The organism is Nocardia sp. NPDC058480, assembly GCF_042720495.1.
Taxonomy (GTDB): domain Bacteria; phylum Actinomycetota; class Actinomycetes; order Mycobacteriales; family Mycobacteriaceae; genus Nocardia.
This window is the reverse complement of record NZ_JBHXMN010000004.1, coordinates 330,701-355,971: the sequence shown is the minus strand read 5'-3', so window position 1 is coordinate 355,971 and position 25,271 is coordinate 330,701. Positions and strand designations below refer to the sequence as shown.

Genomic DNA, 25,271 nt, shown 5'->3' with positions numbered 1-25,271 from the left:
GGGATGAAACTTGATCGACATGACACCGAACCCCACCTCGCGTCGGCGCTTCGCGCGACGTTCCGGCATCACTTCGGTCGTCGCGGCGGCGGCGGTCTGCGCGGCCCTCGTATCCGGCTGCACGAAAGACGATTCGGCCACCACGGCGGGCCCGGCGCCCACCGGCCAGCTGCCCGAGGGCGCACAGATCGTGAAGGAGTCGGCGAAGACCACGCAGACCCTGCACAACGTGCACCTGAAGATCAACGTCAAGAACCTGCCCGACCTGCCGGTGGAAACCGTCTCCGCCGACGTCACCAATGAGACCCAGGGCTCCGGGGCCGCGATGGGTGAGGCGAAGGTCAAGCTCACCCCCGACGCCTCCTTCACCGAGGCGAAGTTCCTGGTGGTGGACAAGGTCCTGTACACCCAGACCGGCGGCCGCTACGTGCCGGCGGGTCCGGCCGAGAAGGTCTACGATCCGGGCGTCATCCTGGACAAGGACAAGGGCATCGCGAATGTGATCGCCAATATCCAGAACGCGAAGACCGAGGGCCGCGAAGTGATCGACGGTATCAACACCGTCAAGGTCTCCGGCACCATCGACGCCGCCGTGATCGACCCGATCGTGCCGCGCATCGGCCAGAACGCGGGCACCATGCCGATCACCGTGTGGATCCAGGACACCGCCCCGCCGGCCTCCGATTCCACCAAGCCCTCGGACGCGCCCTCCACCGGCGACGGCCCGAATCTCGTTCGCGCCGTGGTGAAGAAGGATCAGGGCGAGGTCACCGTCGGCCTGTCGAACTGGGCCGAGCCGGTCAACATCATCAAGCCCGCCGGCTGATACTCGCCGGTACTACCGGATCAACCCACACCGGTCCGGGGTCAGCGGAACCTGGCACGCAGTGCCCTCCGCAGCCCCGGGCCGGTGTGTCGTCTGGGTGTCGCCAGCGGTAAGCGAATCACGAACGCACCAGTGCGCATCCAATAAGAGAATGTTCAGCGAGATGCAAGGCGCCACAAGGACTATACGTGTCGGGACGCTGGTCGGCAGGCAACACGCATCGGACGCCGATCGGACACGGAGGAAGAACTAATGACGATCGATGATCGACCGGATGAAGCGGAGCGCGAGCTCCCGCCACCGCCCGGTCCGGGGGGTCGGCCTCCCGTCAACAACGTATGGGTTTATAACGGCAGAGCCTACGACCTGAGTGACTGGATCTCCAAGCATCCAGGCGGTGAATTCTTCATCGGCCGCACGAAAAATCGCGACATCACCTCGATCATCGGTTCCTACCATCGTGATCCGGAAAAAATCGCGCGGATGATCGAGCGTTACAGTCTCGGTCGCGATGCCACGCCCGAGGACATCCATCCCAAGAACAACGCCCCCGACTTCCTGTTCAAGGACGGCTTCAACAGCTGGGACGACACCCCGAAGTACAAGTTCGACAACAAGTCCGATCTGCTGCACCAGGTGAAGGCCCGGCTCAAGGAGCCCGAGCTGGCGGCGCGCCTGCAGCGGATGGATCGCGCGTTCAACATCGTCGTCGGTGTGCTGATCTTCGCCTACATCGCCGTGCAGGCGTTGCGTCTCTACGACACGAGCTGGATGCCGTTGCCCGCCTTCGTGATCGCGATGGTGCTGCTGCGCAGCTCGCTGGCAGGCTTCGGCCACTACGCGATCCACCGCGCGCAGAAGGGCCTGAACAAGTACGCGGTCAACGCGTTCGACATGAACTATGTCGCACTGTCTTTCGTCACCGCCGACGGCCACGCGCTGCTGCACCACCCGCACACCCAGAGCGAAGTCGACATCAAGAAGAACGTCTTCACGATGATGATGCAGATTCCGCGCCTGTACCGGGTGCCGGTGCACACGGTGCACAAGTTCGGACATCTGTTGACGGGCATGATCATTCGGCTTCTCGATGTCTGCCGGCTCACCCGCAAGGTGGGCATCAAGGACATGTACGGCAGCTGGCGTGGTGCGCTGCCGCACTTCATCGGCTCGTTCGGGATGCGGTTCCTGCTGGTGGCCGAGTTCGTGGCCTTCGCCTTCGCGGGCGACCTGCTCGCCTGGGGCCTGCAATTCGTGATCACGCTGTGGATCAGCACCTTCATGGTGGTGGCCAGCCACGACTTCGAGGTCCCGATCGAGGAACTGCACACCGAGACCGAGGACTGGGCGGTGAACCAGCTCGAGCAGGCCTACGACCTGACCGTGGTCGGCAACAAATATGTCGACTGCTTCCTCTCGGCCGGCCTGAGCTCGCACCGCGCGCATCACGTACTTCCGTTCCAGCGCAGTGGGTTCGCCAATATCGCGTCGGAGAACGTGGTGCGTGAGGAGGCCGCGAAGTTCGGCGTGGAGTGGCTGCCCGCCAAGAGCTTCTTCGGAGATCGTTTCCCCAAGCTGTGCCGGACCTATCTGCTCGCGCCCTCCCGTGAGGCGCAGGAGAACCGGTGGGGTTTCGTGCGCGAACACTGCGCACCGTCAGCGCTGAAGACCTGCGTCACCTATACCGCGCAGGGCTTCTCCGGCATCGGAACCGTCTGACCCGGCCCGCTGCCGCATCTGTTCTGTCTCGAAAGGATTTGTGCCCGTGTCTGTTTCCTTTGACCTGCTCCACACGCCCGACGTCGAGCGCGGGCACGACCTGCTACCACCCACGCCGCCGACGACCGTCGGCGTGATCGAGGCGGTCGCCACCGGTTCGCCCTCGCGAGTCGTCGATCAAGCCGTGAACGCGGGCCGGGTCGCCGAACTGTTCTCCGATCCCGTTCAGCGCCAGCGTATTCCGCGCATCTACGCCAAGACCCGGATCGACACCCGCCACCTGGCCATCGACCCGCTCGCCCCCGAGTTCCTCGAGTTCAGCCGCAGGCCCGGCACCATCCGGGAGCGGATGAACCTGTTCGTCGAGCACGCTGTGCCGTTGGCGGTCGACGTGGCACGGCGCGCGGTCGCCGGGCTGGAGAACCCGGCCGACGACATCGGCCAGCTGATCTTCGTCACCAGCACCGGCTTCATCGCCCCCGGCGTCGACGTCGCGGTGGTCAAGCAGTTGGGTCTGTCGCCGACGGTGGGCCGGATGGTCATCAACTTCATGGGCTGCGCCGCGGCCATGAACGGCATTCGCGCCGCCGTCGACTACGTCCGGGCCCATCCGGACAAGAAGGCGATGGTGCTGTGCATCGAATTGAGTTCGGTCAACGCCGTTTTCGACGACGACGTCAACGACGTGATCACCCACAGCCTGTTCGGTGACGGCTGCGGTGCGGTGGTGATCGGCGCCAACCAGGTGCACAAGCCACTCGCGGCCGGCAGCGTCGTGATCCGCGACAGCTTCAGCCACCTGTTCGACGACGCCGAGGACGGCATCGTGCTCGGCGTGAAGGACGCGGGCATCACCTGCGAACTGGCGACCAGCCTGCCCGACTACATCTACCGCGGTGTCGACCCGGTGGTCTCGGAAGTGCTGGCGCGCAACGGACTCGGCAAAACCGATATCGAGTTGTGGGCGATCCACCCCGGTGGTCCCCGCATCATCGAGGAGTCGGCGCGTTCGCTCGGCATCCCCACCGAGCTTGCCGCGCCGAGCTGGGAGGTGCTCGCCGAGCACGGCAACATGCTCAGTGTCTCGCTGATCTTCGTGTTGGAGCGGATGATCCGCGACGCGCAGACGGCGGCACCGATCTCGACCGGTGTGGCGTTCTCGTTCGCACCCGGTGTCACCCTCGAGGGCATCGTGTTCGATGTCATCCGCAGCTGAGAGCGCAGTCACGTCATGCATCTGCTCCGTTTTCTCGCCGCGCTCTCGCCGGCCAGGATCGCGGCCGTCGTCGCCGCGGGCCTGATCTGCGGCGCCGCCAACACCTACCTGGTCACGCTGATCAACGCGGTCGTCTCGCCGCGCCCGCAGCCGGACAACCTGCTGCTCCACTTCGGGGCCACGGGTCTGGTGATCCTCGTCAGCGGTGTGCTGTCGCAGGTTCTGCTGATCCGGCTCTCCCAGGACGCGATCTACCGGCTGCGCAGCGATCTGAGCTCCGGAATCGTCTCCGCCCCACTGGAACACCTCGAACGGCTCGGCATGCATCGTCTGATGGCGACGCTCACCGAGGACGTGCGTTCGCTGTCGCAGGCCGTCACCGCCATCCCCTCGATCTGTGTGGATGTGGCGACGATCGTCGGCTGCTTCGTGTTCCTCGCCGTGGTGTCGGGACCGATCTTCGCGGTCACGGTGGGCGGCACGCTGGTCGGCATCGCGTGTGTGGAACTGGTCCTCAAGCGCGTCCGCGGTATCTACCGGGAAGCCCGTGAGAACGAGGACGCGCTGCTGCGATCGTTCCAGGCCGTCACCCTCGGCATCAAGGAACTGAAGCTGCACCGTGGCCGTCGCCGCGACTTCATGGACCGGCACCTGCTCGGTTCGGCGGGCACGCTGCGCGATCAGAACACCGACGCGGGCTCGAAGTTCTCCTACGCCCAAGGCTTCGGCCAGGCGTTGCAGCTGGGCACGATGGCGCTGATCCTGTTCGTCATCGCGGCCGCACTGGATCTGCCGCGCGAGACGATGGTCGGCTACGTGCTGGTCACCACCTTCTTGGCGATGCCGATGCAGAACTTCATGCACCGCATCCCCGATCTGCTGCGTGGTGATGTGGCACTGGCCAAGATCCGGGCGATGAACCTGTCGATGACGACGCTGCACGACGAGGAGTCGCTGCCGTATTCGGAGCGTCCAGCGGCAGGGGAGGCCAAGCTGGAACTGACGAACGTCAGCTACATCTATCGTTCGGAGGCGCCGTCTCTGGTGCCACCGCCGCCGGGATCGCACGGGCCGGGTGGACCTCCGCCGCGTCCCGGGATGCCGCCGCGTGAGGGCAAACCGGGACATCCGCATCCCGCCCACCCCGGTGCGCATCCGGGTGGCGGCGGTCCGGTGGATGTGAACGGCAAGAAGTGGGTCGACCATGGTGGCGCCGATGTGCGTCCGCTGGCTCCGCCCGGACTCGATGAATCCGGCGACGCCGGTTTCCGGCTCGGACCGATCGACCTGGTTTTCGAACCCGGCCAGATCACGTTCATCGTCGGTGGCAACGGCAGCGGGAAGTCGACGCTGGCCAAGCTGATCACCGGTCTGTATGTGCCACGCTCGGGGTCGTTGTCGCTCAACGGGGAGAGGATCGACCACGACAATATCGAGTGGTACCGACAGAATTCGTCTGCGGTGTTCACCGATTTCCATCTGTTCGAGGACTACCTGGGTTTCGACCGCCCTGGTATCGACGCCGAAGTCCAGCGTTATCTCGACGAGTTGCAGATCGCGCACAAGGTGACCGTGCAGGACGGGCGGTTGTCGACTGTCGACTTGTCGCAGGGGCAGCGCAAGCGCCTGGCCTTGCTCACGGCCCTGCTCGAAGACCGCCAGATCTACGTCTTCGACGAATGGGCCGCCGATCAGGAGCCGCGCTTCCGCGACGTGTTCTATCACGAGATCCTCACGGATCTGAAGCGCCGTGGAAAGACCGTCATCGTGATCACCCACGACGACCGGTACTTCGGTTGCGCCGATCAATTGGTGAAGCTCGACCTCGGCCTCGTCGCCGTGTAGTGCGTGAACGCCGGTCCTGCGGGGCCGGCGTTCTCGCGTGTCAGGCGATATCCCGGTACTCGGCGAGGCGGCGTGGCATCGGCGGCCGGTCAGCGAGGCTGACCTCGGAAGGTGTTCGTCGCCAACCGGATTCATCAGGCAGGAACGGGACCAGACCGACCCCGGAATCGCGGATGCCGAGTCGATCGAGCAGAGTCGCCACCACCTGTCGGCTCATCACCGCGAGTTCGTGCGTCGACCGATTGCGGTGTACGCGGATCCCGAGGTCGACCGCCACAGCACCTCACCCTTGCCCGGCCGCACCGCGACTCCGGGCAAGGCCTCCTCCCGCGTGTAGACCGCGGCCCCGGCGCCCGTGCCCGCGCGATGGTGCGATCAGCGGACCCGGCATCGACCACGATCAACTCGTCCACCAGCCCACCGAGCAGCGGCCGAACAGCACCAACCACCCCGGCGATACCTACAGGTCCGGGGCCGTCGCTGAGCGCGGGACCATCGGCGGACTCTGCGGGTACCGTGGGGCTCAGTCGACTGGCGGAGGGGCAGAATCATGAGTGGGAGTGCGACAACGATGGTCGAGGTTTCCAAAGGGTCCAAGACCGATCTCGTCGACGGGCAGTACACGGTGCGCCTGGATCTCGACAGTCCGGCCGGGGCGGTGGACATTGCCGCGGTGCTGTTGACCGCCGACGGCAAGGTGCGCTCCGATGCCGACTTCGTGTTCTTCAACAACCCGGCGGCATCCGGTGTTCGGTTGGAGTCCGATGCTGTTGTCGCGGTCGATCTTTCGGCCCTGCCTGCCGAGATTCACCGGGTGGTGATCACCGGAAGTACTGAGGCGCAGGGGATTCGGTTCGGTGCGGTGGCCGGGCTTCGGGTTTCCGCCGTCGGCGCGAGTCAATCGGTGAGTTTCGTGCCACCGGGCCTGGATTCGGAGACGGTGCTGCAAGCTGTCGCGCTGTACCGCCGGGGGAGTGGGTGGCGGCTCGATGCGATCGGCCAGGGGTATAGCGCCGGACTGGCGGCCTTCGCGACCGATCACGGCATCGTCGTCGATGCGGAAGAAGAGCCGGCCGAAGTGCAAGCCACTCCGAGCGTGACCGAAGTGCCTGCGGCGCAGAGTGTTACGCCCCCTGCGCCGTCGGTCGATCTCCGCAAAGTCGATGTCGTGCTGACCAAGGATTCGCCAGGCCGCCGCGCGACCATCGACCTCCGCAAGGGCGACCCCGGCTATGTGCTGACCGTCGGCCTCGAGTGGGATGGTCGCGGCGCGAAATACGACGCGAACGGCCGCGTCACCGAGTTCGGCACGGGCGACCTGGACGTGTACTTCTTCTGCCGCAACGAGATCACCGGCGACTACGTGGTCCTCAGCGGCGAGAAGGGCCACCAGGGCGACATCACGCAGTGGCCGTTCATCCACCACCAGGGTGACACCCGCGGACCCGGCGCGAACAACCTCCCCGCCACCGAGCAGGTCACCGTCCGCCCCACCGAGAACGGCGACCTCCTTCTCAACGTCTACCAATCCGTCGACAACGGAGCGGGCGCCATCGACAAGTTCGGCAAACCCCGTGTCCGCGTCCGCTACGGCCGCCCCGGCCCCGACGGGCTCCCCGACAAGGACGCCGATCAGATCACCGTCATCATCGGCAACGGCAAAAGCTCCTTCTGGGCCACCGTCGCCCATATCGACGTTCGCGACGGCATCCTCACCGTCGACGGCACCATCCACTACAGCCGCGCCTTCAGCGAACGCATGCCCGTCCTCGACACCGATGGCACCTGGGTCCGCTCGGCCAAGAACGGCCCCGTAGGCCGCAGCAAGAAGGCCAGCGGCCTCGGCTTGAGCCGCTACGAAGGCCAGTGCCCGACCCCTCGCTGAGGTCGATAATCAGCTGAACGGCAATGCGTCCCAGGTCGGATTCGACGGGCGCACATCGGGCTTGCACCTGACGTAAGGTGAGGTTCTACCGTCGATCACACCAGCGCACAATGCGCCGGTGGAAGTGGGATGAAACGGATGGACCAGCGCGGTACCGGGCGTGTGTGGAAGGTCGGTGAGCTCGCGGCCGAGGCCGGACTGACTGTGCGGACGCTGCATCATTACGACCGGATCGGGTTGGTGCACCCCGCAGCGCGGACCAGCACCGGCCACCGGATCTACACCGCGAGCGATGTCGAGCGTCTCTACCAAGTGCTGGCTCTGCGTCAGCTGGGCCTCGGCCTGGACCAGATCGCGGACCTGCTCGAGGGTGTCGTGGCGATGCCGCAGGTGCTGGCTGCACATCGTGACTACTTGGCCGTGCAGCTTGCTGCGACCCGGGATCTACATGCCCTGGTCGCGGCACTGACCGCCACGGCGGAGAGCAGGTCGGACACATCCGCGGATCACTTCCTGGAACTGATCAGGAGAACCGTCATGGTCGACGACACCATCAAGGAATACTTCACCGAGGCGCAGCTGACCCAGCTCGCGCTGCGCCGGGAGACGCTCGGTGAACAGCACATTCAGCAAGCAGAGGCAGACTGGGCCGAGCTGATCCCCGAGGTCGACGCGGCGATCGCCGCGGGAATGGACCCGACCGCACCCGAGGCGCAGCGAATGGCGGCGCGGTGGATGGAGCTCTTGGATGAGTTCCATGGTGGGGATCCAGGCCTGCGCGACAGCATGTATCGGATGCAGGCCGAGGAGTCCAACCGCATCGAGAGCGAATTCTGCGGACCGTCGCCCACGCAGATCGATTTCATCACGGCCGCGAACGCCGCTCGGGGGTAGCGGGCGCCGCCGTACGAAGGACGGCGTCGAAAGCAGTCGCGTGGATCGACCCGATGATCGCAACACCCGTCCAATGATTGAGCTATTGCCAGGCGGTAAAGGAATCCCCTATGGCGTCTGCTGAATATTCGTCTTTGCCTCTCGTTCTATTGCGGACATACCGTGAAACAGCTCGACGAGGTATTCAGTGCGATCTCCTTTCGTCGATCCGATAAATGCGCAATCGAGAGGACTGCTGGCATGAGCACGATCGAGAAAAATTCGGGAGAACTCGCAGGGAAACGCGCACTGGTGACAGGAGGTACGCGCGGAATCGGAGCGGCTGTTGTGCGCCAACTTCTGAATGCGGGTGCCGCGGTGCTCACGACCGCACGGTCGGCGACGAGCGCGGCACCGGAGGGAGCAGCCTTCGTGGCAGCCGATGTGCGGACACAGACTGGGGCGCAAGCGCTTTCGGCGGCCGCGCAGGAGGTGCTCGGTGGGGTGGATATCCTGGTCCATAACGCGGGCGGCGCGGCGCCGTACCAAGGCGCGCTGGCGATCCCGGACGAGGTCTGGCAGCACGCGCTCGACCTGAACTTCCTGGCTTCGGTGCGGCTGGACTCGCTGCTGGCGCCGGGGATGCGGGAACGCGGTTCGGGGATGATCGTACATATCTCCTCGGCCGCGGTTCCCACTGTGGCGCCGCCATTTCTGCACTACACGACCGCGAAGGCGGCGCTGGAGAACTACAGCCGGGGACTGGCCGCGGAGCTGGCCCCGTTCGGAATTCGGGTCAACACAGTGTCTCCTGGCAGAACCACCACTCCCGGCGGCGAAGCGACGCGCGAGCAATGGGCGCGACTGAACGAGGGGCCGGGCCAGGACAACACCAGTCCACCGCTGGGTCGTGATGGTCACCCCGACGACATTGCCCACGCGGTGCTGTTTCTCGTGTCCCACCGGGCGAGCTGGCTTACCGGGAGCAGCCTCGTCGTCGACGGCGGCGAATTCCCCAGGTAATTGCGGTCCGAGGCGATGTGGCCGTATCGGCCGATCTAGATTCGCTGGCAGACCGGGTGCAGACCGAACTGGGCACGATCGATGCGCTGTTCGTGAACGCGGGCATCGCCACTCTCACGCCGTTCGAGTCGACGACCGAGCAGATGTTCGACGAACTGTTCGGGATCAACGTCAAGGGCGCGTTCTTCACGGTGCAGAAGCTTGCCCCGCTGCTCAGCGCGGGCGCGGGCGTCGTCCTCACCACCTCGAACGCTAACGTCATGGGATTGCTGGAGACCAGCGTCTACGCGGCGGGCAAAGCGGCGCTGCGCTCGATGGCCCGCACCCTCTCGGGTGAGTTGCTTCCGCGCGGAATCCGGGTCAACGCGATCAGTCCCGGTCCCATAGATACGGGAATTCTGGAGAATTCGATGACCGCGGCGGCCGCCGCGCAACTCAAAGCGGAAATGGTTGCCGGAAATCCTATGCGGCGTTTCGGCACCCCCGACGAAATTGCTAGGGCTGCAGCTTTTCTCGCTTTCGACGCCACTTACGCGGCCGGTATCGAATTCGTCATGGACGGAGGTGCTACCCAGCTCTGAGCGGGCTGGTGCCAACTCTCGTTACGCAGGAGTTCCAGCAGCGCCGTCTCCGCCGGGCCAGCGTCCTGGCGGAGCACGGCGACGACGGGCTGGGACACCGCCGGGGCCACGGGGCGGGCGAGATGCTCGTACCCGTGGGGGACTGCGGAGGCGGGGACGAGAGTCACGCCCAGTCCGTTCGCGGCCCAGCGGGCAGCCGTGACGGTTTGAGACACGCGGGCGGCTGTAGTCGGGGTCAGCGTGTTGTCGCGCAGCACGCCCGTCAACACGCCGTCGAGCGCGCTGTCGGGTTCGAACCGCACCCACGATTCCCCTTCCAGCTCGTGCAGCTCGACCCGGTCCGCGGCGAGCAGCCGGTGCCCGGCGCCCAGCATCACGACGAACTCTTCGTGGCCGAGGTTGTGGGCGTCGGCGGGGCCGCGATCGCACGCCGCCATCAGGGTGAGGTCGAGTACGCCTTGACGACACAGCCGCTCCAGTTCGGCGGAACTCGGCTCCTCGAAGACAGTGACCTCGAGCCGAGGAAAGCGACGGCGCAACGAGGCGAGCACGACTGGCAGCTGCCGCGTGCCGAACCCCATCTGCGCGGCGACCACCAACTCGCCCACCAGCTCATCGGCAGCGGCGCGAGCCGTCGCGCGCGCCCGCCGCGACGCGCTCACCGCCACCTCCGCCTCCCGCAGGAACGCGCGACCGACCACTGTGGGCACCAGCCCGGTCGGTGTCCGGGCGAACAGCGTCACCCCGAGCTCCCGCTCGAGGTTGCGGATCTGCTGGGACATCGACGGTTGCGCGACATGCATCATCGCCGCCGCCGCCGTCACAGAACCTGCCTCGGCAACGGCCAGGGCGTACTCGAACTGACGAAGGCTCATCGGCACCCCTTCCCTTCGTGGGCCGGACCGCCGCCCGAACCCGATCAATCGCTGCAACAACAAGTGCTACAACGCCGCCGGCGGTGCGTTTACTCCATTGCCGTCCTGACGACACCGCGGCACGAGGGCCGACGTGCACGGCTCCAGCGCTCCATGCCGCCGAAATTCATGGTAGGACGAGGGCTTTGACCGCTCGGCGTTCGTCCATCGCCCGGTAGCCCTCGGCGATCTGGTCCAGGGGGAGGGTGAGGTCGAAGACTTGGCCGGGGTCGATGCGGTCGGTGCGGACACGGTCGATGAGATCGGGGAGGAAACGGCGCACGGGGGCCGCGCCGCCGCGCACGCCGACCGCCGACGCGAGGAGTTCGGCACTGTCGAACTCGACGGCGTGGGGAATGCCGACGACGCCCAGATTCCCGCCCGCACGGGTCGAGCGCAGGGCCTGGGTCATCGACTCGCCGGTGCCAACGCATTCCATGACCGAGTCCGCGCCGACGCCACCGGTGAGATCCAGGACTACCGCGACACCGTCCTCACCGCGTTCGGTGACGATGTCGGTGGCGCCGAACGCGAGCGCTAGCTTCTGGCGCGCGGGATGCCGGCTCATCGCGATGATGCGTTCGGCTCCGAGCTCGCGAGCGGCCAGCACCGCGCATAGCCCGACGGCGCCGTCGCCGACCACGGCCACGGTCGAACCCGGTCGTACCTCGGCGGCGACCGCGGCGTACCAACCGGTGCCCATCACATCGGACAGGGCGAGCAGGCTCGGGAGGTGGCGGTGATCAGGGGTCTCGTCGAGCGCGACCAGGGTGCCGGCGGAGTTGGGGATGCGGATGTGTTCGGCCTGGCACGTACTCAGGAACGCGCGGTGCGTACACCGGGATTGGTAGCCGTGGCGGCAGTTCGGGCAGGTGTTGTCGGAGGTGGCGAACGAGCCGACCACGAACTGACCCGGCCGCAGGGTGCGCACCTCGGCGCCGACCTCTTCGACGACACCGATGTACTCGTGGCCCATCGGCTGCGGTTCGGCGACGGCCTCGATGCCGCGATAGACCCACAGGTCCGTCCCGCACACACAGGTGGCGACGGTGCGGATGATCGCGTCGGTCGGTGCCTCGATCCGGGGATCGGGTAGCTGTTCGACGCGGATGTCGCCGGGGGCGTGGAGGACGGTGCCGCGCATGAGATCGATCCTGTCAATGAATGACCAATTACCAACAGGTGGTACGTAATTCGCTTGCTACGATCCAAACACAGTGTGGCCCACTGTAAGACGGGATCAGAGAGCAACGGCGCTTCTCTCCCGTTCCGCCGACCACGTCGGGTGACCCCCTGTTGTCCCAGCTCATCCGCTACCCGGCACTTCGCTGGATGACCCGCTCCTGGAACCGCTCGGTATCGTTCGATCGCTCGAACTGCGTTCGCAATATTGAAACCTGTTGAGTTACAACATCATTCGGTAACCGCGTGTTACGGTGGCTGCACCGTCGGGTTCGGTAGATGTTGCGAAATACCTTGTAGGACAACATCGTTCAAAACTCGAGCCATCAACTCATGATGGTTCTCCACCACTTCTTCTCAGGGGGCCGCAGTGATGCGTGCGTTGGTGACCGGAGGTGCCGGATTTGTCGGCTCGCATGTGACGGATGCGCTCGTGGCACGTGGGGCCGACGTGCTCGTGGTGGACGATCTCAGTCACGGCAATGTGGGAAATCTCGAGTCGGCGTTGCACCGCGGTGCGGACCTGGTCAGCGCGGACGTCCGGTCGGCGGACGCGGTCCGCGAGATCATGCAGCGGTTTCATCCGGACGTGGTGTTCCACCTCGCAGCCCAGGTCAGCGTCCATTATTCGATCGCCGATCCGGTGACAGACGCCGAACAGAACGTGGTCGGCGTGGTGAGTGTGCTGGCCGCCGCGGCTGCCGCCGGGGTTCGGCGCGTGGTGTTGAGTTCGACGGGCGGCGCGATCTACGGCGAGTCCGCGCGCTACCCGACACCCGAGGGCACCGCGCCCGATCCGCCGTCGGCCTATGGGCTGGCGAAATGGGCGGGTGAACGATACGGGCGCTGGTTCGCCGACACCACGAATATCGACGTCGTGGCCTTGCGATACAGCAATATCTACGGTCCCCGGCAATCCCTCGACGGTGACTCCGGTGTCGTGCTGCGTTTCTGCGCGGCCGCGCTGGATCGCCGACCACCGATCATCTACGGCGACGGCATGCAAACCCGTGACTTCGTCTACGTCGACGACGTGGTCGAAGCCAATATCGCCGCCGCGCAATGTGGTCACCACAGTTTCGGTGAATACAACGTGGGCACGGGAGTCGAGATCACCGTGAACGGACTGGTCGACGCGATCCGCACCGCCGCGGGCCTGCAACCGACCACATGGCTTCCGCATTACGCCGCCGCTCGCGATGGTGAAGTGCGCCGCAGCTGCCTCGATGTCGCGCGCGCACGCTCCGAGCGAATCCTCGAGGCGACCACCGCCCTGCCCAATGGCATCGAACGCACCTTGAATTGGCTACGGGACGCGCAAGCCTCCCTGGTTCCCACCGTGTAATTGCTTGTTGCCGAAGGGAGGGGCGGGCTGATGCGGCCTGTTCTCGATGATGATCACACCGGCGTCCTCGCAGCGAAACAATTCGCCGAATCGGGCTATCTGATCGTGCCGGGACTGATCCCGGACGAATTGTGCGCACGGTTATTTCCGGAAGTGGACCTATGGGTGGATCAGGGACTCCGTGCCCGGTCCATCGACAGTTGTCGCGATCCCGCGACTTTCGGAATCCCGCCGGTGATGGAATTGGAACTGCCCGCGCACGGGGAAATACTGACGCACCGGCCGCTGATGGCGATCCTGTCCCAGCTGCTCGGACCCGATTTCGTGTTCCACCACCTGCACAGTGACCGCCATGACGCGACCATCGCGGCGAAATCCTGGCATCACGACTACGAACCCAATGATCTGGCCGATTCCTCGATGGCGATGGTGCACACGCTGCACTATCTCAATGGACTCGAAGACGCCATGGCCGCGCTGGTCATCCTGCCCGGGTCGCATCGTCAGCCTCGCGGTAAGTCGGCGATGGCGCACCTGGGGACCGGCCCCATCGATGGTGAAGTGGTGATCAATTCGCTGCCGCCGGGTTCGACGGTGCTCTTGCATTCGGCGTTGCTGCACGCACGACGACTGTCGGCGACGGCATCGGACCGGCGGCGCTACTTCGTCGATGCGTCCTATTGCCAGACCGGCGCGGCGCGCTGGCGGCCGGTGAAACCGTATTGGCGCCATATGCTCGCTCGCGCGCGGGAGCTGGGCCTTGGCACCGGTCTGTCACCGGAGCTGTTCGCCGACAAGCATTTCCGAGACGATATCGCACAAGGATAGGGGCGCTGAGGATCATGAGAATCATCGGAGACAGCGATCTCGCCGAGGTATTGGCGATCTATCGGGATGAGCATTGCGCGCACGGCGCGGAAGAAGGCGTGCGGTTTCGCGAGGGGGAGGACAATCTTCGCCGGGGTGACGAATTGACGGGCACCTGGACCAAAGTGTTGTTGTCGCGGGCCGATCTGGCCGCTGTCACCCTGCCCTGGCACCTGAGCGAGGGTGGCGACCGAGAACTGGTGCCGCGCACCGGGCTGACCGTCGAACAGGCCGCCGCGCGGCTGCGCACCGAGCGCGCCGATCTGGCTGCCGCCAATCCGGTCTGCACGGGGTTGATCACCGCACTCGTCGCGGCACCGTTCAACACGGTGTTCCTCAGCGCCGCTCCAGCGGGGCACAGCGACTACGCCGATCTGTGTGCCGAGGAAGGGCTGTTCCATCTCGACGGACTGCACCGCATGATCGCTTGGGAACTCGCGGGCAGACTTGCTGACGGGGACCTGATCGAGGGTGTCGTGGCCGGTGCGCTGCGCGGCGAAGGTCTTCGGCGATGAGCGCGGACACACTGATCGACCTGTTGCGGCACAACGCCCGTGCGTATCCACAGCGGCCGGCGCTGGCCGATGCCGACCGTGTGTTCACCTATCGCGAGGTCGAGCGAATAGCCGAGGTGACCGCGGACCGGCTGCGCGCGGAGGGAATCGGCCGCGGCGATCGTGTCGCTGTTCTCGGCGAACGAGACGCCAGGCAGTGTGCGCTGATGTTCGGGGTGTTGTGCTGCGGTGCGGTGGCCGTTCCGGTCGAATCCTCGTGGAGCGCTGGACAACTGCGCCGACGTCTCGCCGCTGTCGGGGTGCGCTGCGCGGTGTCGGCGGCGGTGCACGACTACGGGCCCCTCGTCATCGATCCGGTCGAGGCGGTCGGGCACGACAGGCTGGGCGGCGCGTGCCCTGTCGATGCTGGTGACCTCGCTTATCTCTCGTTCACGTCCGGGTCCTCCGGTGAGCCGAAGGCGGTCGCGGTGACGCACGGCAACGCCACGCATTACGCGCGGTCACTGTGTGAACGACTCGGTTTCGATGCCGACAACGCGCCGTGCGTCGGGCACGTCACGACACTGGCCGCGGACCTCGGGCATACGGCGTGGCTGCTCGCACTGGCCAGCGCCGGTTCGGTGCACGTCATCGCTGATCGTGACACCCGGGACCCGGCGGCCTTCTGGCCCGCGGTACGCCGTGCCGGTATCTCGGTACTGAAGACCACGCCCTCTCATCTGAGCGCACTACTCGAACAGGGCACGGACTGCGCCCCCTTGGACGTGGTGCTGCTCGGCGGTGAGCCGCTCTCGCGCGCCACCGCCGCCGACCTGCTCACGCGCGGCATCGCGCACCGGGTGGTCAATCACTACGGACCCACCGAGGCGACCGTCGGCGCGGCCTGCTTCGTCGCCACCGCGGCGGCCGAATTGCCCGCGGAGGAGGTCGTTCCCATCGGGACGGCCATCGGCGCGACGACGTTGTGCCTGCTCGACGACCGGGGCGACCCGGTTCCCGACGGTGCCGAGGGCGAGCTGTACATCGGCGGAAAAGGTGTCGCCACAGGCTATTTCGGTTCGCCGGGTGAGACGGCGCGAAAGTTCGTTCCGCGGGGCGGGGACCGGGTCTACCGCACCGGCGACATCTGCCGACGGCGCCCGGACGGAGCGCTGGTGTTCCTGCGCCGCGTCGACCGTCAGGTGAAGGTTCGTGGTTTCCGGGTCGATCCCGCCGAGGTCGAACGGACCGCCGAGTTGGTGCCCGGCGTCGAGCGGGCGGCCGTGGTCGTCCAGTCGACCGCAGTGGGCAACCGGCTCCGTGCGGCTGTTCGGCTGACCTCGCGCACCGGCGCCGACACGGCCACGTTGGCGGCGCTACGCGCGCACCTGCACGAGGTGCTACCGGATTATGCGGTGCCGCAACCGATCTTCGTACTGGCCGAACTACCGCTCGGGTCCACCGGGAAGCTCGATCGCCCCCGCGTCACCGCGATGGTGACCGAGCTGCTCGACTCCCGAGCGGGCGGCGCCACCGGTGATGCTCGTCTAGCTGACGATCCGGCAGGCGGCCTCGCGCACAGCATCGCCGGATTGTGGGCCGGTGCGCTGGGCGTGCAGTCGGTGGATACCGAAGCCGACATCATCGACCTCGGCGGTGACTCGATTCTGGCGATGCGCACGATCGCCTTTCTGTACCGGCGTGGTCAGCGCGTCACCTTCGACGACTTCTACCAGCACCCGACCCCGCGGCGTCTGGCGGCGGTCGCGCGACCGATCGAATCCGGTGTCTCGCCGGACTCCGCGCGACAGCAGCCCATGCGCAGGCTCGGGCCTGCCCAGCGGTGGATGTTCGCGCAGCCGGTCGCCGATCACCGGCAGTGGAATCAGTCGGTGGTGCTGCACTGCGGCAACGCCGTCGACGCCGGTGTGCTGTCGCGTGCGGTGGCCGATCTCCTCGGGCGACATGCCGTCCTGCGCACCGAGATCGGGCCGAGCGGGCCGGGCGTCTGCCGTGACATCGACGAGGGGGAGGCAGTGTCGTTCTCCCGGCTGCCGCGATCGGCCGCGGAGATCGCGGAGTTCGTCGAGGACACCTGTACAGACCTGCACCTGAGCTTGGATCCGGCCGCGGGTCGGCTCATCCGCGTGCACCTGTTCGACGGCGGCGGCGATCACGACGACCGCCTCGCCGTGGTGGTCCACCATCTGGCCGTCGACGGGTTCTCCTGGCACATCCTGCTCGACGATTTCGCCTACGCGTATCGAACGGCATTGCACGGCAAGCAGTTCGATCTGCCCGACACCGGCGATTACTACCGCTGGGCGGCCGATCGCGGCGACCGAGCAGCCGCGCCCGCACGCCGACCCGCTCGCACGATCGGGCCCGCGCCACGCCCGGCGAGCTTGGTGTGGACGCTGGACCGGGCGGCGACGGCGGCGCTCGTTCGCGCGTACGGGGGTGCGCAGCGCCTCGAGGCGCTGCTGCTGTCCGCGTTCACCGCGGCGGTGCAGCGCGGCGAGGACCAGTCGCCGCTCGCGGTCGAGGTGGAGACCCACGGCCGAGATGTCGGTGACGGCGGCGGCGAGTACCTCGACACCGTCGGCTGGTTCACCGCAACCAAATGGCTACGCCTGGAACGGCATGCACCTTCGGGGCCTACCCAATCCGCCGCGGAGATCGAGCACCTCCTCGCGCACACGCCCGAGCAGCCGATGGACGCCGCGGGGGAGCGCCCCGATATCGGGTTCAATTTCCTCGGCACCTTCCAGCTGCCGGACAAACAGACCCTGGACTGGTCGGTCGCGCCGGAACAGGCGGGTACCGCGCGCAATCCCCACTGCGACTTGCTCTATCGGCTGAAGCTCACCGCCCGCATCGTCGAGGGCCGCCTGGTCACCGACCTCGTGCACCCGGGTTCCCCGGACTCCGACGACCGGGCGCGCCAGATCATGACTCGCTTCGCCGGTGCCGTCGCCGAGCACGCGGGCACGGTGGCGCCCGCTTACACGACATCGGCGCTGTCCACCTCCGGCCAGGTCCTGCTGACAGGCGCCCGAGCACCGCGAGCGCGGGCGCGGGTGGTCGACGAGGCGCCACGGGTACTGGTCACCGGTGCCACCGGCTACCTGGGCGGGCACCTGCTCACCGCACTGCTCGCGCGCGACGCACAGGTGACGTGCCTGGTGCGGGGGGAGCGAGACATCGAGGCGCGGCAGCGGCTGCGCCACGTGCGGGGAATCCGGGTGCTCACCGGTGATATCACCCGTGCGGATCTCGGAATGTCGGCCGACGCGACGCACGCGGCAGGACAGGCCCAGGTGATCATCCACGCCGCCGCCGACACCCGACTGGTCGCCGCACCCGCAGAACTCGAACGAACCAATCACACCGCGGTGTCCGGATTGCTCTCCTGGATCGACGCGCACGCCCCGGATGCGCGGTTCCATCACCTGTCGACCCTCGGGGTCGCCGGTGGTGTCGACGGCGCCGCGCGTCGCTTCAGCGAAGCCGACCTGCGGATCGGCCAGTATTTCCGGACTCCGTACGAGCGTGCGAAGTTCGGGGCCGAGCTGGCTGTGCGGCAGTGGGCGGCCCGGGGGCGGCAGTGCTACATCCATCGCAGCGGCCACATCGCGGCCCATAGCCGAACCGGGGAATTCCAGCGCAATATCGGCGACAACCGCGTCTACCAGCTGATCCGCGGGTATCTGCTCGCCGGTGCCGCACCGTGTCGGCCCGCGGTGAGTTTCGGGTTCTCCCATGTCGACACGGTCGCCGAGTCGATCGCGGTACTGGCAGGCCGGCCCGCCTGCGCGCCCGGCGTCTATCACATCGAAACCCCGCACCTGGTGGCCCACGACGAGCTCGTCGCCTGGAGTGCCGCGGCCGGCTATCCGGTCGTCCTCACCGACGATGCCACGTTCACGGCCGCGCTCACCCGAGTCGAACGGTCGCATTCGGCGGCGGTCCGGCAGGCGATGGCGTGGTCGCACCACGACGCGGACCGCAATGTCGGCATCGACAGTTCCTGGACGGTCGCCGCGCTGAACCGGCTCGGTATCCACTTCGACGCACCGACCCCGCGGTGGTGGTCGACCGCGCTCGCGTGGGGGACCGGGGCCGGGTACTTCCCTGCCGTCGCGACCGCCGATCGCACCGCCTGACCCACATCCACATCGATAGGAGGTCGTATGTCCAAGCTTTCACCGGTGCTTTCCCAGGCCACCCCCGTCACCGCCTGCCGCGGCGAGGGAATGTACTTGTTCGACGCCGCAGGCGAGCGGTACCTCGATTTCACCGCCGGTGTCGGGGTGACCAGCACCGGTCACTGCCATCCACGCGTCGTGGCGGCCGCTCAGCAGCAGGTCGCTCGCCTGATCCACGGCCAGTACACGACAGTCCTGCACGAGCCTTTGCTCGAACTGACCGATCAGCTCGGGTCGGTGCTGCCACCCGGCCTGGACTCGCTGTTCTACAGCAACTCCGGTAGCGAGGCGATCGAGGCCGCGGTGCGGCTGGCCAGGCACGCCACCGGCAGACCCAACATCGTGGTCTTCGACGGGTCCTTCCACGGCCGCACGATGGGGGCGGCGGCGCTGACCACCGCCTCGACCCGATACCGGGCGGGTATCGGCCCGCTGATGCCCGGTGTCGCGGTGGCGCCGTTCCCGGCGGCCTTCCGCCTCGGCCTGAGCGAGGAAGCGGCCGTCGACTACGCGCTGCGTGGTCTCGACCATGTCCTGGCCACCGTGACCGCTCCCGCCGAGACCGCCGCGTTGCTCGTCGAGCCCGTGCTGGGCGAGGGCGGCTATGTGCCCGCACCGCCGGGATTCCTTGCGGGACTGCGCGAACGGGTCGATCGCCACGGAATGCTGCTGATCCTCGACGAGGTGCAGACCGGGTTCGGCCGGACCGGGAAATTCTGGGCGCACCAGCACGAACCGGAGGTGCGCGCCGACATCCTGGTCACCGCCAAGGGTTTGGCGAGCGGGTTCCCGCTGTCTGCCATCGCCGCGTCCACCGAGCTGATGCGCCAGGCCTGGCCTTCCTCACAGGGCGGAACCTACGGCGGCAATGCCGTTGCCTGCGCGGCGGCGTTAGCGACGTTGGCGGTGATCCGTGACGAGAAGCTGGTCGAGAACGCCGCGGTCCAGGGCGAACGGCTGATTGCCGCGATTCGCGCCGGCGCGCTGGCCGTCCCCGGTATCGCGGATGTGCGCGGGCTAGGTCTGATGGTCGGCATCGAATTCTGCACGCCCGAGGGCACACCGGACCCGGACACCGCCAAGCGTGCGCAGCAGGCCGCGGCCGCACTCGGATTGTTGCTGCTGACCTGCGGGCCCTACGGAAATGTCGTCCGCATGATTCCGGCGCTGGTGGTGTCGGCCGACCAGATCGACACCGCGGTCGCGCTGTGGTCGAAGGCAGTCGGCCTCGCGACCGGTGACGCCGCAGAGAGGAACGGGACCGACCATGTCCAACTCCGTTGAGATCAGCTGGGACGCAGCCCGACTCGCCCGCGACCCCGCCGAGTGGTCACTGCGCCTGCCCGTCGACGACCAGCACACCCTCGCAGCGACCGACGACGACGCGGGCAAGGTGCGCGCCACCGTGCACGCCTTCGTCGACGCGGCCATCGAACGAGTGGGGTTCGCCCACATCGCCGATTTCGTCGACCCCGCCGCGCCGGAAGACGACATCGTGCGCACGCTGCTGTTCGTGCTCGACGGGATCGGTGTGGTCGTCCCGCAGAACGGCGCGGGTGATCTGCGCCAGGTGCTACGGGATCGCGATGGTGACGGCGCTACCGCGCTCGGATTCCATTGCGACACCTGTGATCTGCTGGTATTGGTGTGTCTGCAACCGGCCACGGCGGGCCAGGGATTCACCCGGCTCGCCGGCGCCCGGCGGGTCAACGACCTCCTGGAATCCGAAGACCGCGAGACGCTTTTGCTGCTGCGTGGCGACTGGACCTACGACCGCACCGGCCGCGCCGGGCCGCAGGTCGTGGTGTCGCCCATTCTGTTCACCCAGCCCGACGGCACCATCGGCTGCTACTACCAGACCCGAACGGTGCGGGCGTCATTGAATCCGGACGACCCGGCCGACGCTCCCCGGCTCGCCGCGCTCGATGTGCTCGACGAAGTGCTGCATCGCCCCGGCGTCGGCTTCGACCTGATGATGGCCGCGGGCGATCTGCTGATCATCCGCAACAGCCGGGCACTGCACGGCCGATCGCCCTACATCGACCAACCGGGACCGAAAGCACGCCGCATCCTGCGGCTCTGGGTGGACAAGGAGACCCGATGACCGCCACCGATCGGATCGCGCTGGTCACCGGCGCGGGTAGTGGACTGGGCCGAGCGGCTGCCCTCGCGCTACTCGAACAGGGTTGGTCGGTCGCACTGACGGGCCGCCGGGAGGCGCTGCTGAAGGAAACCGCCGACATCGCGAACGTCCCCGCGAGCCGAGTGCTGGTTGCGCCAACCGACATCACCGATCCCACCGCGGTCGCCGACCTGTTCGCCGTGGTAGAGCGGCATTTCGGCCGACTGGATCTGCTGTTCAACAATGCCGGAGCGGCGGTCCCGCGCTGTCCCATCGAGGACATCCGCGTCGAGGACTGGAACCGAGCACTCGACACCCTCGTCACCGGCGCGTTCCTGTGCGCGCAGCAGGCCTTTCGCCTCATGCGTGCCCAATCGCCCGGCGGCGGCCGGATCATCAATATGGGCGCGCCGTCCGCGCACGCGCCCAGACCCAATGCCATTGCCTACACCACCGCGAAACACGCGCTGCTCGGCTTGACCAGGGCGTTGTCACTGGACGGACGGGCACACGGAATCGCTTGCGGGCAGATCGATGTCGGCAATGTGACACCGCCCGACGGCAGCGGGCAACCGGCGGCGCGGCAGGCCGACGGCACGCTGTCGGTCGAGCAGACCATCCCGGTCGAGCGCTTCACCGAGGCGCTGGTGCTGATGGCCTCGATGCCGCTGGATACGAATATTCAATTTCTCGGCGTCTTCCCCACGACGATGCCGTTCGTGGGGAGGGGCTGAGACCATGGGCAGTGCGGGTATTCCGCTGCAACGTCGAATCGAGATCCTGTGCGAGGGCGACGCGCAGGCCAGGGCCGCGCTGCGCGACGCGGACCTCTCGGCGGCGGTTCGAGAACCCGCACTGCCGCTGGCACATCTCGTCGACATGGTGATGACCGGCTACGCCGAGCGGCCGGCCTTCGGGCGGCGGGTCACCGAACTCGCCGTCGACAGCGAAACCGGCGGCCGGACAACACGATTGCTGCCACGGTTCGACTCCATCAGCTATCGGGAGCTGTGGGATCGTGTCGGCGCTGTCGCGGCCTCCTGGCATGGTGGCGGCTTCGGGCTGCGCCCCGGTGATCTCGTCGCGATCGTCGGGGTCACCGGCGGTGACTACGCCACGCTCGACCTGGCGTGCGTGCATCTGGGTGTGGTGGCGGTTCCATTGCAGGCCAACGCATCCGCGAACGAACTGGCCGCGATTCTGGCCGAGACGGTGCCGCGCATCCTCGCAGTCGGCGTGGAGTTTCTCGCCCGCATGGTGGAAAGTGTTCCCGCGGAGCATATTCCGCGAGCACTGATCGTCTTCGATGTGAACCCCGGCGACGACGAGCAGGCCCGCATCCTCGACGATGCCCGGCGCCGACTGCCCACCGTCGCCGTGAACACCCTCGACGCGATCATCAGCGCGGGGCGCGCTGCGCCGCCCGCCCCGTTGTTCGCCGGCGACGGTGACTCGATGAGCCTGCTCATCTACACCTCGGGCAGCACCGGAACCCCCAAGGGTGCGATCTACCCGCAGCGGCTTGTCGCCAGGATGTGGCTCAACGCCAGCCTCGTGCCCGCCCTGACCCTCGCCTACATGCCGATGAGCCATGTGGCGGCGCGGCTTTCGCTCTACGGCACGCTCGGCCGTGGCGGCACCACCTACTTCACCGGCCGCCCCGATCGGTCGACGCTGCTCGACGACCTCGCGCTGGTGCGACCCACCGAGATCGCGTTCGCGCCGAGAGTGTGTGAGCTTCTGCTGCACCAGTTCCGCGACGACGTGGACCGTCGCCGTGCAGCGGGCGCGGCCCTGGATGCCGCGCGGGAGGCGGCCCTCGACGCCATGCGCCACGAGGTTCTCGGCGGGCGCGCCGTGTACGCCATTTTCGGCAGCGCGCCGTTGGCCACCGAGGCGAAACAGTTCGCCCAGGCGCTACTCGGCTTCGAACTGCACGACGGGTACGGCGCCACCGAAGCACTCGACATCCTGCTCGACCACCGCATCCAGCGTCCGCCGGTGACCGGCTACAAACTCCTCGACGTGCCAGAGCTCGGCTACTTCACCACCGATCAGCCGCATCCGCGCGGCGAACTGCTGGTGCGCACGTCCACCGCGATCCCCGGCTACTACCGTCAGCCGGAGCTGTCCGCGGCGATCTTCGATGCCGAGGGTTACTACCGCACCGGCGATGTCATGTCCGAGATCGCACCCGACCACCTCGTGTACCTGGACCGGCGCAACAACGTGCTCAAGCTGTCCAACGGCGAGTTCGTGACAGTGGCCCGGCTCGAAGCCGTCTACGGGACGAGCCCGCTGATCCGGCAGATCTTCGTCTACGGCTCCAGTGAACGCGCCTACCTGCTCGCGGTGATCGTGCCGACCGCGGAAGCATTGGCCGCCGGATCCGTCGACTCGGCGCTCGCGGCTTCCCTGCGCGCCGCGGCGTCGGCGACGGGCCTCGCGGCCCACGAGATCCCGCGTGACTTCCTGGTCGAACCGCAACCCTTCACCGCCGACAACGGTCTGCTGTCGGGCTTGGGCAAGCTCCTGCGCCCGAAGGTGCGGGCGCGCTACGAGGCGCGGTTGGAACGGATCTATCGAGACCATGCCGGCGAACAGGCGGCCGAGCTGCGCGAACTGCGTGAGCGAGCGCCCGAGCTTCCGGTGCTCGATGTTGTTGTGCGGGCCGCACGGGCGGTCGTCGGCAGTGCCGAGAAGGACGTGCCAGCCGGTGCGAGCTTCACCGATCTGGGCGGTGATTCGCTGGCGGTTGTGTCGTATTCGAGCCTGCTGAGTGAACTGCTCGATGTGGAGTTGCCTGCCGGGTTGCTCATCGGGCCAGGGGCGGAATTCGCCGGTATCGCCGAATATATTCGGCGCCACCGGTATTCGGCACCGCGGCCCAGCTTCGCCACCGTTCACGGGGGCGACACTGTCGAGGTGCGGGCCGAGGATCTGACGCTGGAATCGTTCCTCGATCCAGCGACGGTGGCGCGGGCCGGTGCTCTCACCCCGGCCGCCGAGGTCGCCCGCACGGTCCTGTTGACCGGCGCGACAGGCTATATCGGGCGCTTCCTGTGCCTGGAATGGCTGCGTCGGCTGGGCGATATCGGCGGCACGGTGATCTGTCTGGTGCGCGGTGCGGACCCGGCGGCGGCACGACAGCGGCTCGACGAGGTCTTCGACACCGACGCCGCACTGCGTGAGGAATTCCGGGCGCTGGCGGCGCGACACCTCGAGATCGTCACCGGCGATGTCGCCGAACCCGGTCTCGGCGTGGATCATTCGACCTGGGAAGAGCTCGCGGGCAGGGTCGATCACGTCGTGCATGCCGCCGCACACGTGAATCATGTTCTCCCGTACCGGCATCTGTTCGGCGCGAACGTAGTGGGAACCGCCGAGATCATCCGACTGGCCCTGACCACCCGCCTCAAGCCGGTCGACTTCCTGTCGACGATCGCGGTCGCCGAGGCCTCGGTACTCGACGAGGACGCCGACATCCGGGTCGCCGCGCCCGGTCGCCGTATCGACGACAGCTACGCCAACGGCTACGAGGCGGGAAAATGGGCGGGGGAGGTGCTGTTGCGCGCGGCCCATGACCGCTGTGGGCTCCCGGTCACGGTGTTCCGCTCGAATATGGCCCTGGCACACCGCCACTACACCGGCCAGCTCAATGTCGCGGATACCTTCACGCGACTGCTGTTGAGCCTGGGTGCCACCGGGGTCGCGCCGTCGTCGTTCACGCACGGCGGACCCGCGCGCGACCACTACGACGGGCTTCCTGTCGACTTCACCGCGACAGCGATCACCGCGCTCGGCGGTGATCCGCGACCGGACCACCGGATCTTCCACGTCACCAACCCTCACGACGACGGCATCTCGCTCGACCGGCTGGTGGACTGGCTGATCGAGGAGGGCCTGCCCGTGCGGCGGATCGACAGCTATCCGGAGTGGCTCACCCGGTTCGAAGCGGCGCTGACCCGCCTGCCCGAACCACAACGCCGCCGGTCACTGCTGCCGTTGCTGGGTGCATATCGGCAACCCGGTGAACCTCGGGGTGTGCTGCCCGCCAAGCGATTTCAGGACGCGCTGCGCGCCGTCGAGCTGCCCATCCCACATCTCGATCGCGCGTTGATCGGCAAGTACCTCGCCGACTTCCGGGCGCTGAACCTGTTGGGGTCCTGAG

18 protein-coding genes and 1 pseudogene are annotated in these 25,271 nt (G+C 67.1%); 16 read left to right on the top strand and 3 right to left on the bottom strand.

All coding sequences use genetic code 11. The features are described from left to right. The first annotated feature begins 19 nt into the window (after positions 1-19). The 4 genes from ACFWO8_RS13335 (at position 20) to ACFWO8_RS13320 (ending at position 5,606) form a co-directional block, all read left to right on the top strand. The gene (locus ACFWO8_RS13335) at positions 20-826 is read left to right on the top strand and encodes an LppX_LprAFG lipoprotein (RefSeq protein ID WP_378949310.1); all 807 of its coding nucleotides are present in this window, start codon (positions 20-22) and stop codon (positions 824-826) included. Between the two features lie 252 nt (positions 827-1,078). Beyond that, positions 1,079-2,545, top strand: a complete 1,467-nt coding sequence (locus tag ACFWO8_RS13330) for a fatty acid desaturase (protein WP_378949303.1) — start codon at positions 1,079-1,081, stop codon at positions 2,543-2,545. 46 nt (positions 2,546-2,591) lie between these two features. Then, positions 2,592-3,761: a type III polyketide synthase gene (locus tag ACFWO8_RS13325; RefSeq protein WP_378949300.1), complete on the top strand. Its 1,170-nt coding sequence runs from the start codon at positions 2,592-2,594 to the stop codon at positions 3,759-3,761. 15 nt (positions 3,762-3,776) lie between these two features. Further along, positions 3,777-5,606 (top strand): ATP-binding cassette domain-containing protein, encoded by a 1,830-nt coding sequence (locus ACFWO8_RS13320; protein WP_378949297.1) that lies wholly within the window; start codon positions 3,777-3,779, stop codon positions 5,604-5,606. A gap of 40 nt (positions 5,607-5,646) precedes the next feature. Here the strand turns inward: ACFWO8_RS13320 and ACFWO8_RS13315 are convergent. Further along, positions 5,647-6,133, bottom strand: a pseudogene (locus ACFWO8_RS13315) (hypothetical protein). A gap of 23 nt (positions 6,134-6,156) precedes the next feature. Between ACFWO8_RS13315 and ACFWO8_RS13310 the strand changes: the two are divergent. The 4 genes from ACFWO8_RS13310 to ACFWO8_RS13295 all read left to right on the top strand — a co-directional run bounded on the left by ACFWO8_RS13310 (position 6,157) and on the right by ACFWO8_RS13295 (position 9,968). Further along, complete coding sequence (locus tag ACFWO8_RS13310; RefSeq protein WP_378949293.1) at positions 6,157-7,491, top strand: TerD family protein; 1,335 nt, start codon at positions 6,157-6,159, stop codon at positions 7,489-7,491. A 129-nt stretch (positions 7,492-7,620) separates the two neighbouring features. After that, positions 7,621-8,385 (top strand): MerR family transcriptional regulator, encoded by a 765-nt coding sequence (locus tag ACFWO8_RS13305; protein WP_378949290.1) that lies wholly within the window; start codon positions 7,621-7,623, stop codon positions 8,383-8,385. Between the two features lie 240 nt (positions 8,386-8,625). Further along, entirely contained in the window at positions 8,626-9,387 is a 762-nt protein-coding gene (locus tag ACFWO8_RS13300; RefSeq protein WP_378949287.1) for an SDR family oxidoreductase, read from the top strand. Positions 9,388-9,404: 17 nt separating this feature from the next. Further along, a complete protein-coding gene (locus tag ACFWO8_RS13295) occupies positions 9,405-9,968 on the top strand; it encodes an SDR family oxidoreductase (RefSeq protein WP_378949284.1) in 564 nt (187 codons plus the stop codon). On the opposite strand, the gene ACFWO8_RS13290 is transcribed toward ACFWO8_RS13295, so the two are convergent. Beyond that, positions 9,917-10,843: a LysR family transcriptional regulator gene (locus tag ACFWO8_RS13290; RefSeq protein ID WP_378949281.1), complete on the bottom strand. Its 927-nt coding sequence runs from the start codon at positions 10,841-10,843 to the stop codon at positions 9,917-9,919. The genes ACFWO8_RS13295 and ACFWO8_RS13290 overlap by 52 nt on opposite strands. Positions 10,844-11,009: 166 nt before the next feature. Next, positions 11,010-12,026, bottom strand: coding sequence for a zinc-dependent alcohol dehydrogenase family protein (locus ACFWO8_RS13285; protein WP_378949278.1), 1,017 nt, complete (start codon positions 12,024-12,026; stop codon positions 11,010-11,012). A gap of 411 nt (positions 12,027-12,437) precedes the next feature. On the opposite strand from ACFWO8_RS13285, the gene ACFWO8_RS13280 reads away from it, so the two are divergent. From ACFWO8_RS13280 to car, 8 genes are read left to right on the top strand one after another with little or no spacing between them, the layout of a single operon-like run. Then, positions 12,438-13,409, top strand: a complete 972-nt coding sequence (locus tag ACFWO8_RS13280) for an NAD-dependent epimerase/dehydratase family protein (RefSeq protein ID WP_378949275.1) — start codon at positions 12,438-12,440, stop codon at positions 13,407-13,409. A 30-nt stretch (positions 13,410-13,439) separates the two neighbouring features. Next, positions 13,440-14,237, top strand: a complete 798-nt coding sequence (locus tag ACFWO8_RS13275) for a phytanoyl-CoA dioxygenase family protein (RefSeq protein ID WP_378949272.1) — start codon at positions 13,440-13,442, stop codon at positions 14,235-14,237. A gap of 14 nt (positions 14,238-14,251) precedes the next feature. After that, the gene (locus ACFWO8_RS13270; protein ID WP_378949269.1) at positions 14,252-14,791 is read left to right on the top strand and encodes a DUF6309 family protein; all 540 of its coding nucleotides are present in this window, start codon (positions 14,252-14,254) and stop codon (positions 14,789-14,791) included. Then, positions 14,788-18,936: an AMP-binding protein gene (locus ACFWO8_RS13265; protein ID WP_378949266.1), complete on the top strand. Its 4,149-nt coding sequence runs from the start codon at positions 14,788-14,790 to the stop codon at positions 18,934-18,936. Before ACFWO8_RS13270 ends, ACFWO8_RS13265 begins: the two co-directional genes overlap by 4 nt. 27 nt (positions 18,937-18,963) lie before the next feature. Continuing rightward, the gene (locus tag ACFWO8_RS13260) at positions 18,964-20,262 is read left to right on the top strand and encodes an aspartate aminotransferase family protein (protein WP_378949263.1); all 1,299 of its coding nucleotides are present in this window, start codon (positions 18,964-18,966) and stop codon (positions 20,260-20,262) included. After that, complete coding sequence (locus ACFWO8_RS13255) at positions 20,246-21,082, top strand: TauD/TfdA family dioxygenase (RefSeq protein ID WP_378949260.1); 837 nt, start codon at positions 20,246-20,248, stop codon at positions 21,080-21,082. Before ACFWO8_RS13260 ends, ACFWO8_RS13255 begins: the two co-directional genes overlap by 17 nt. Continuing rightward, the gene (locus tag ACFWO8_RS13250; RefSeq protein WP_378949255.1) at positions 21,079-21,834 is read left to right on the top strand and encodes an SDR family oxidoreductase; all 756 of its coding nucleotides are present in this window, start codon (positions 21,079-21,081) and stop codon (positions 21,832-21,834) included. The genes ACFWO8_RS13255 and ACFWO8_RS13250 overlap by 4 nt, the downstream gene beginning before the upstream one ends. A gap of 4 nt (positions 21,835-21,838) precedes the next feature. Next, the gene (gene car / locus ACFWO8_RS13245; RefSeq protein ID WP_378949252.1) at positions 21,839-25,270 is read left to right on the top strand and encodes a carboxylic acid reductase; all 3,432 of its coding nucleotides are present in this window, start codon (positions 21,839-21,841) and stop codon (positions 25,268-25,270) included. The last annotated feature ends 1 nt before the right edge of the window (position 25,271 follow it).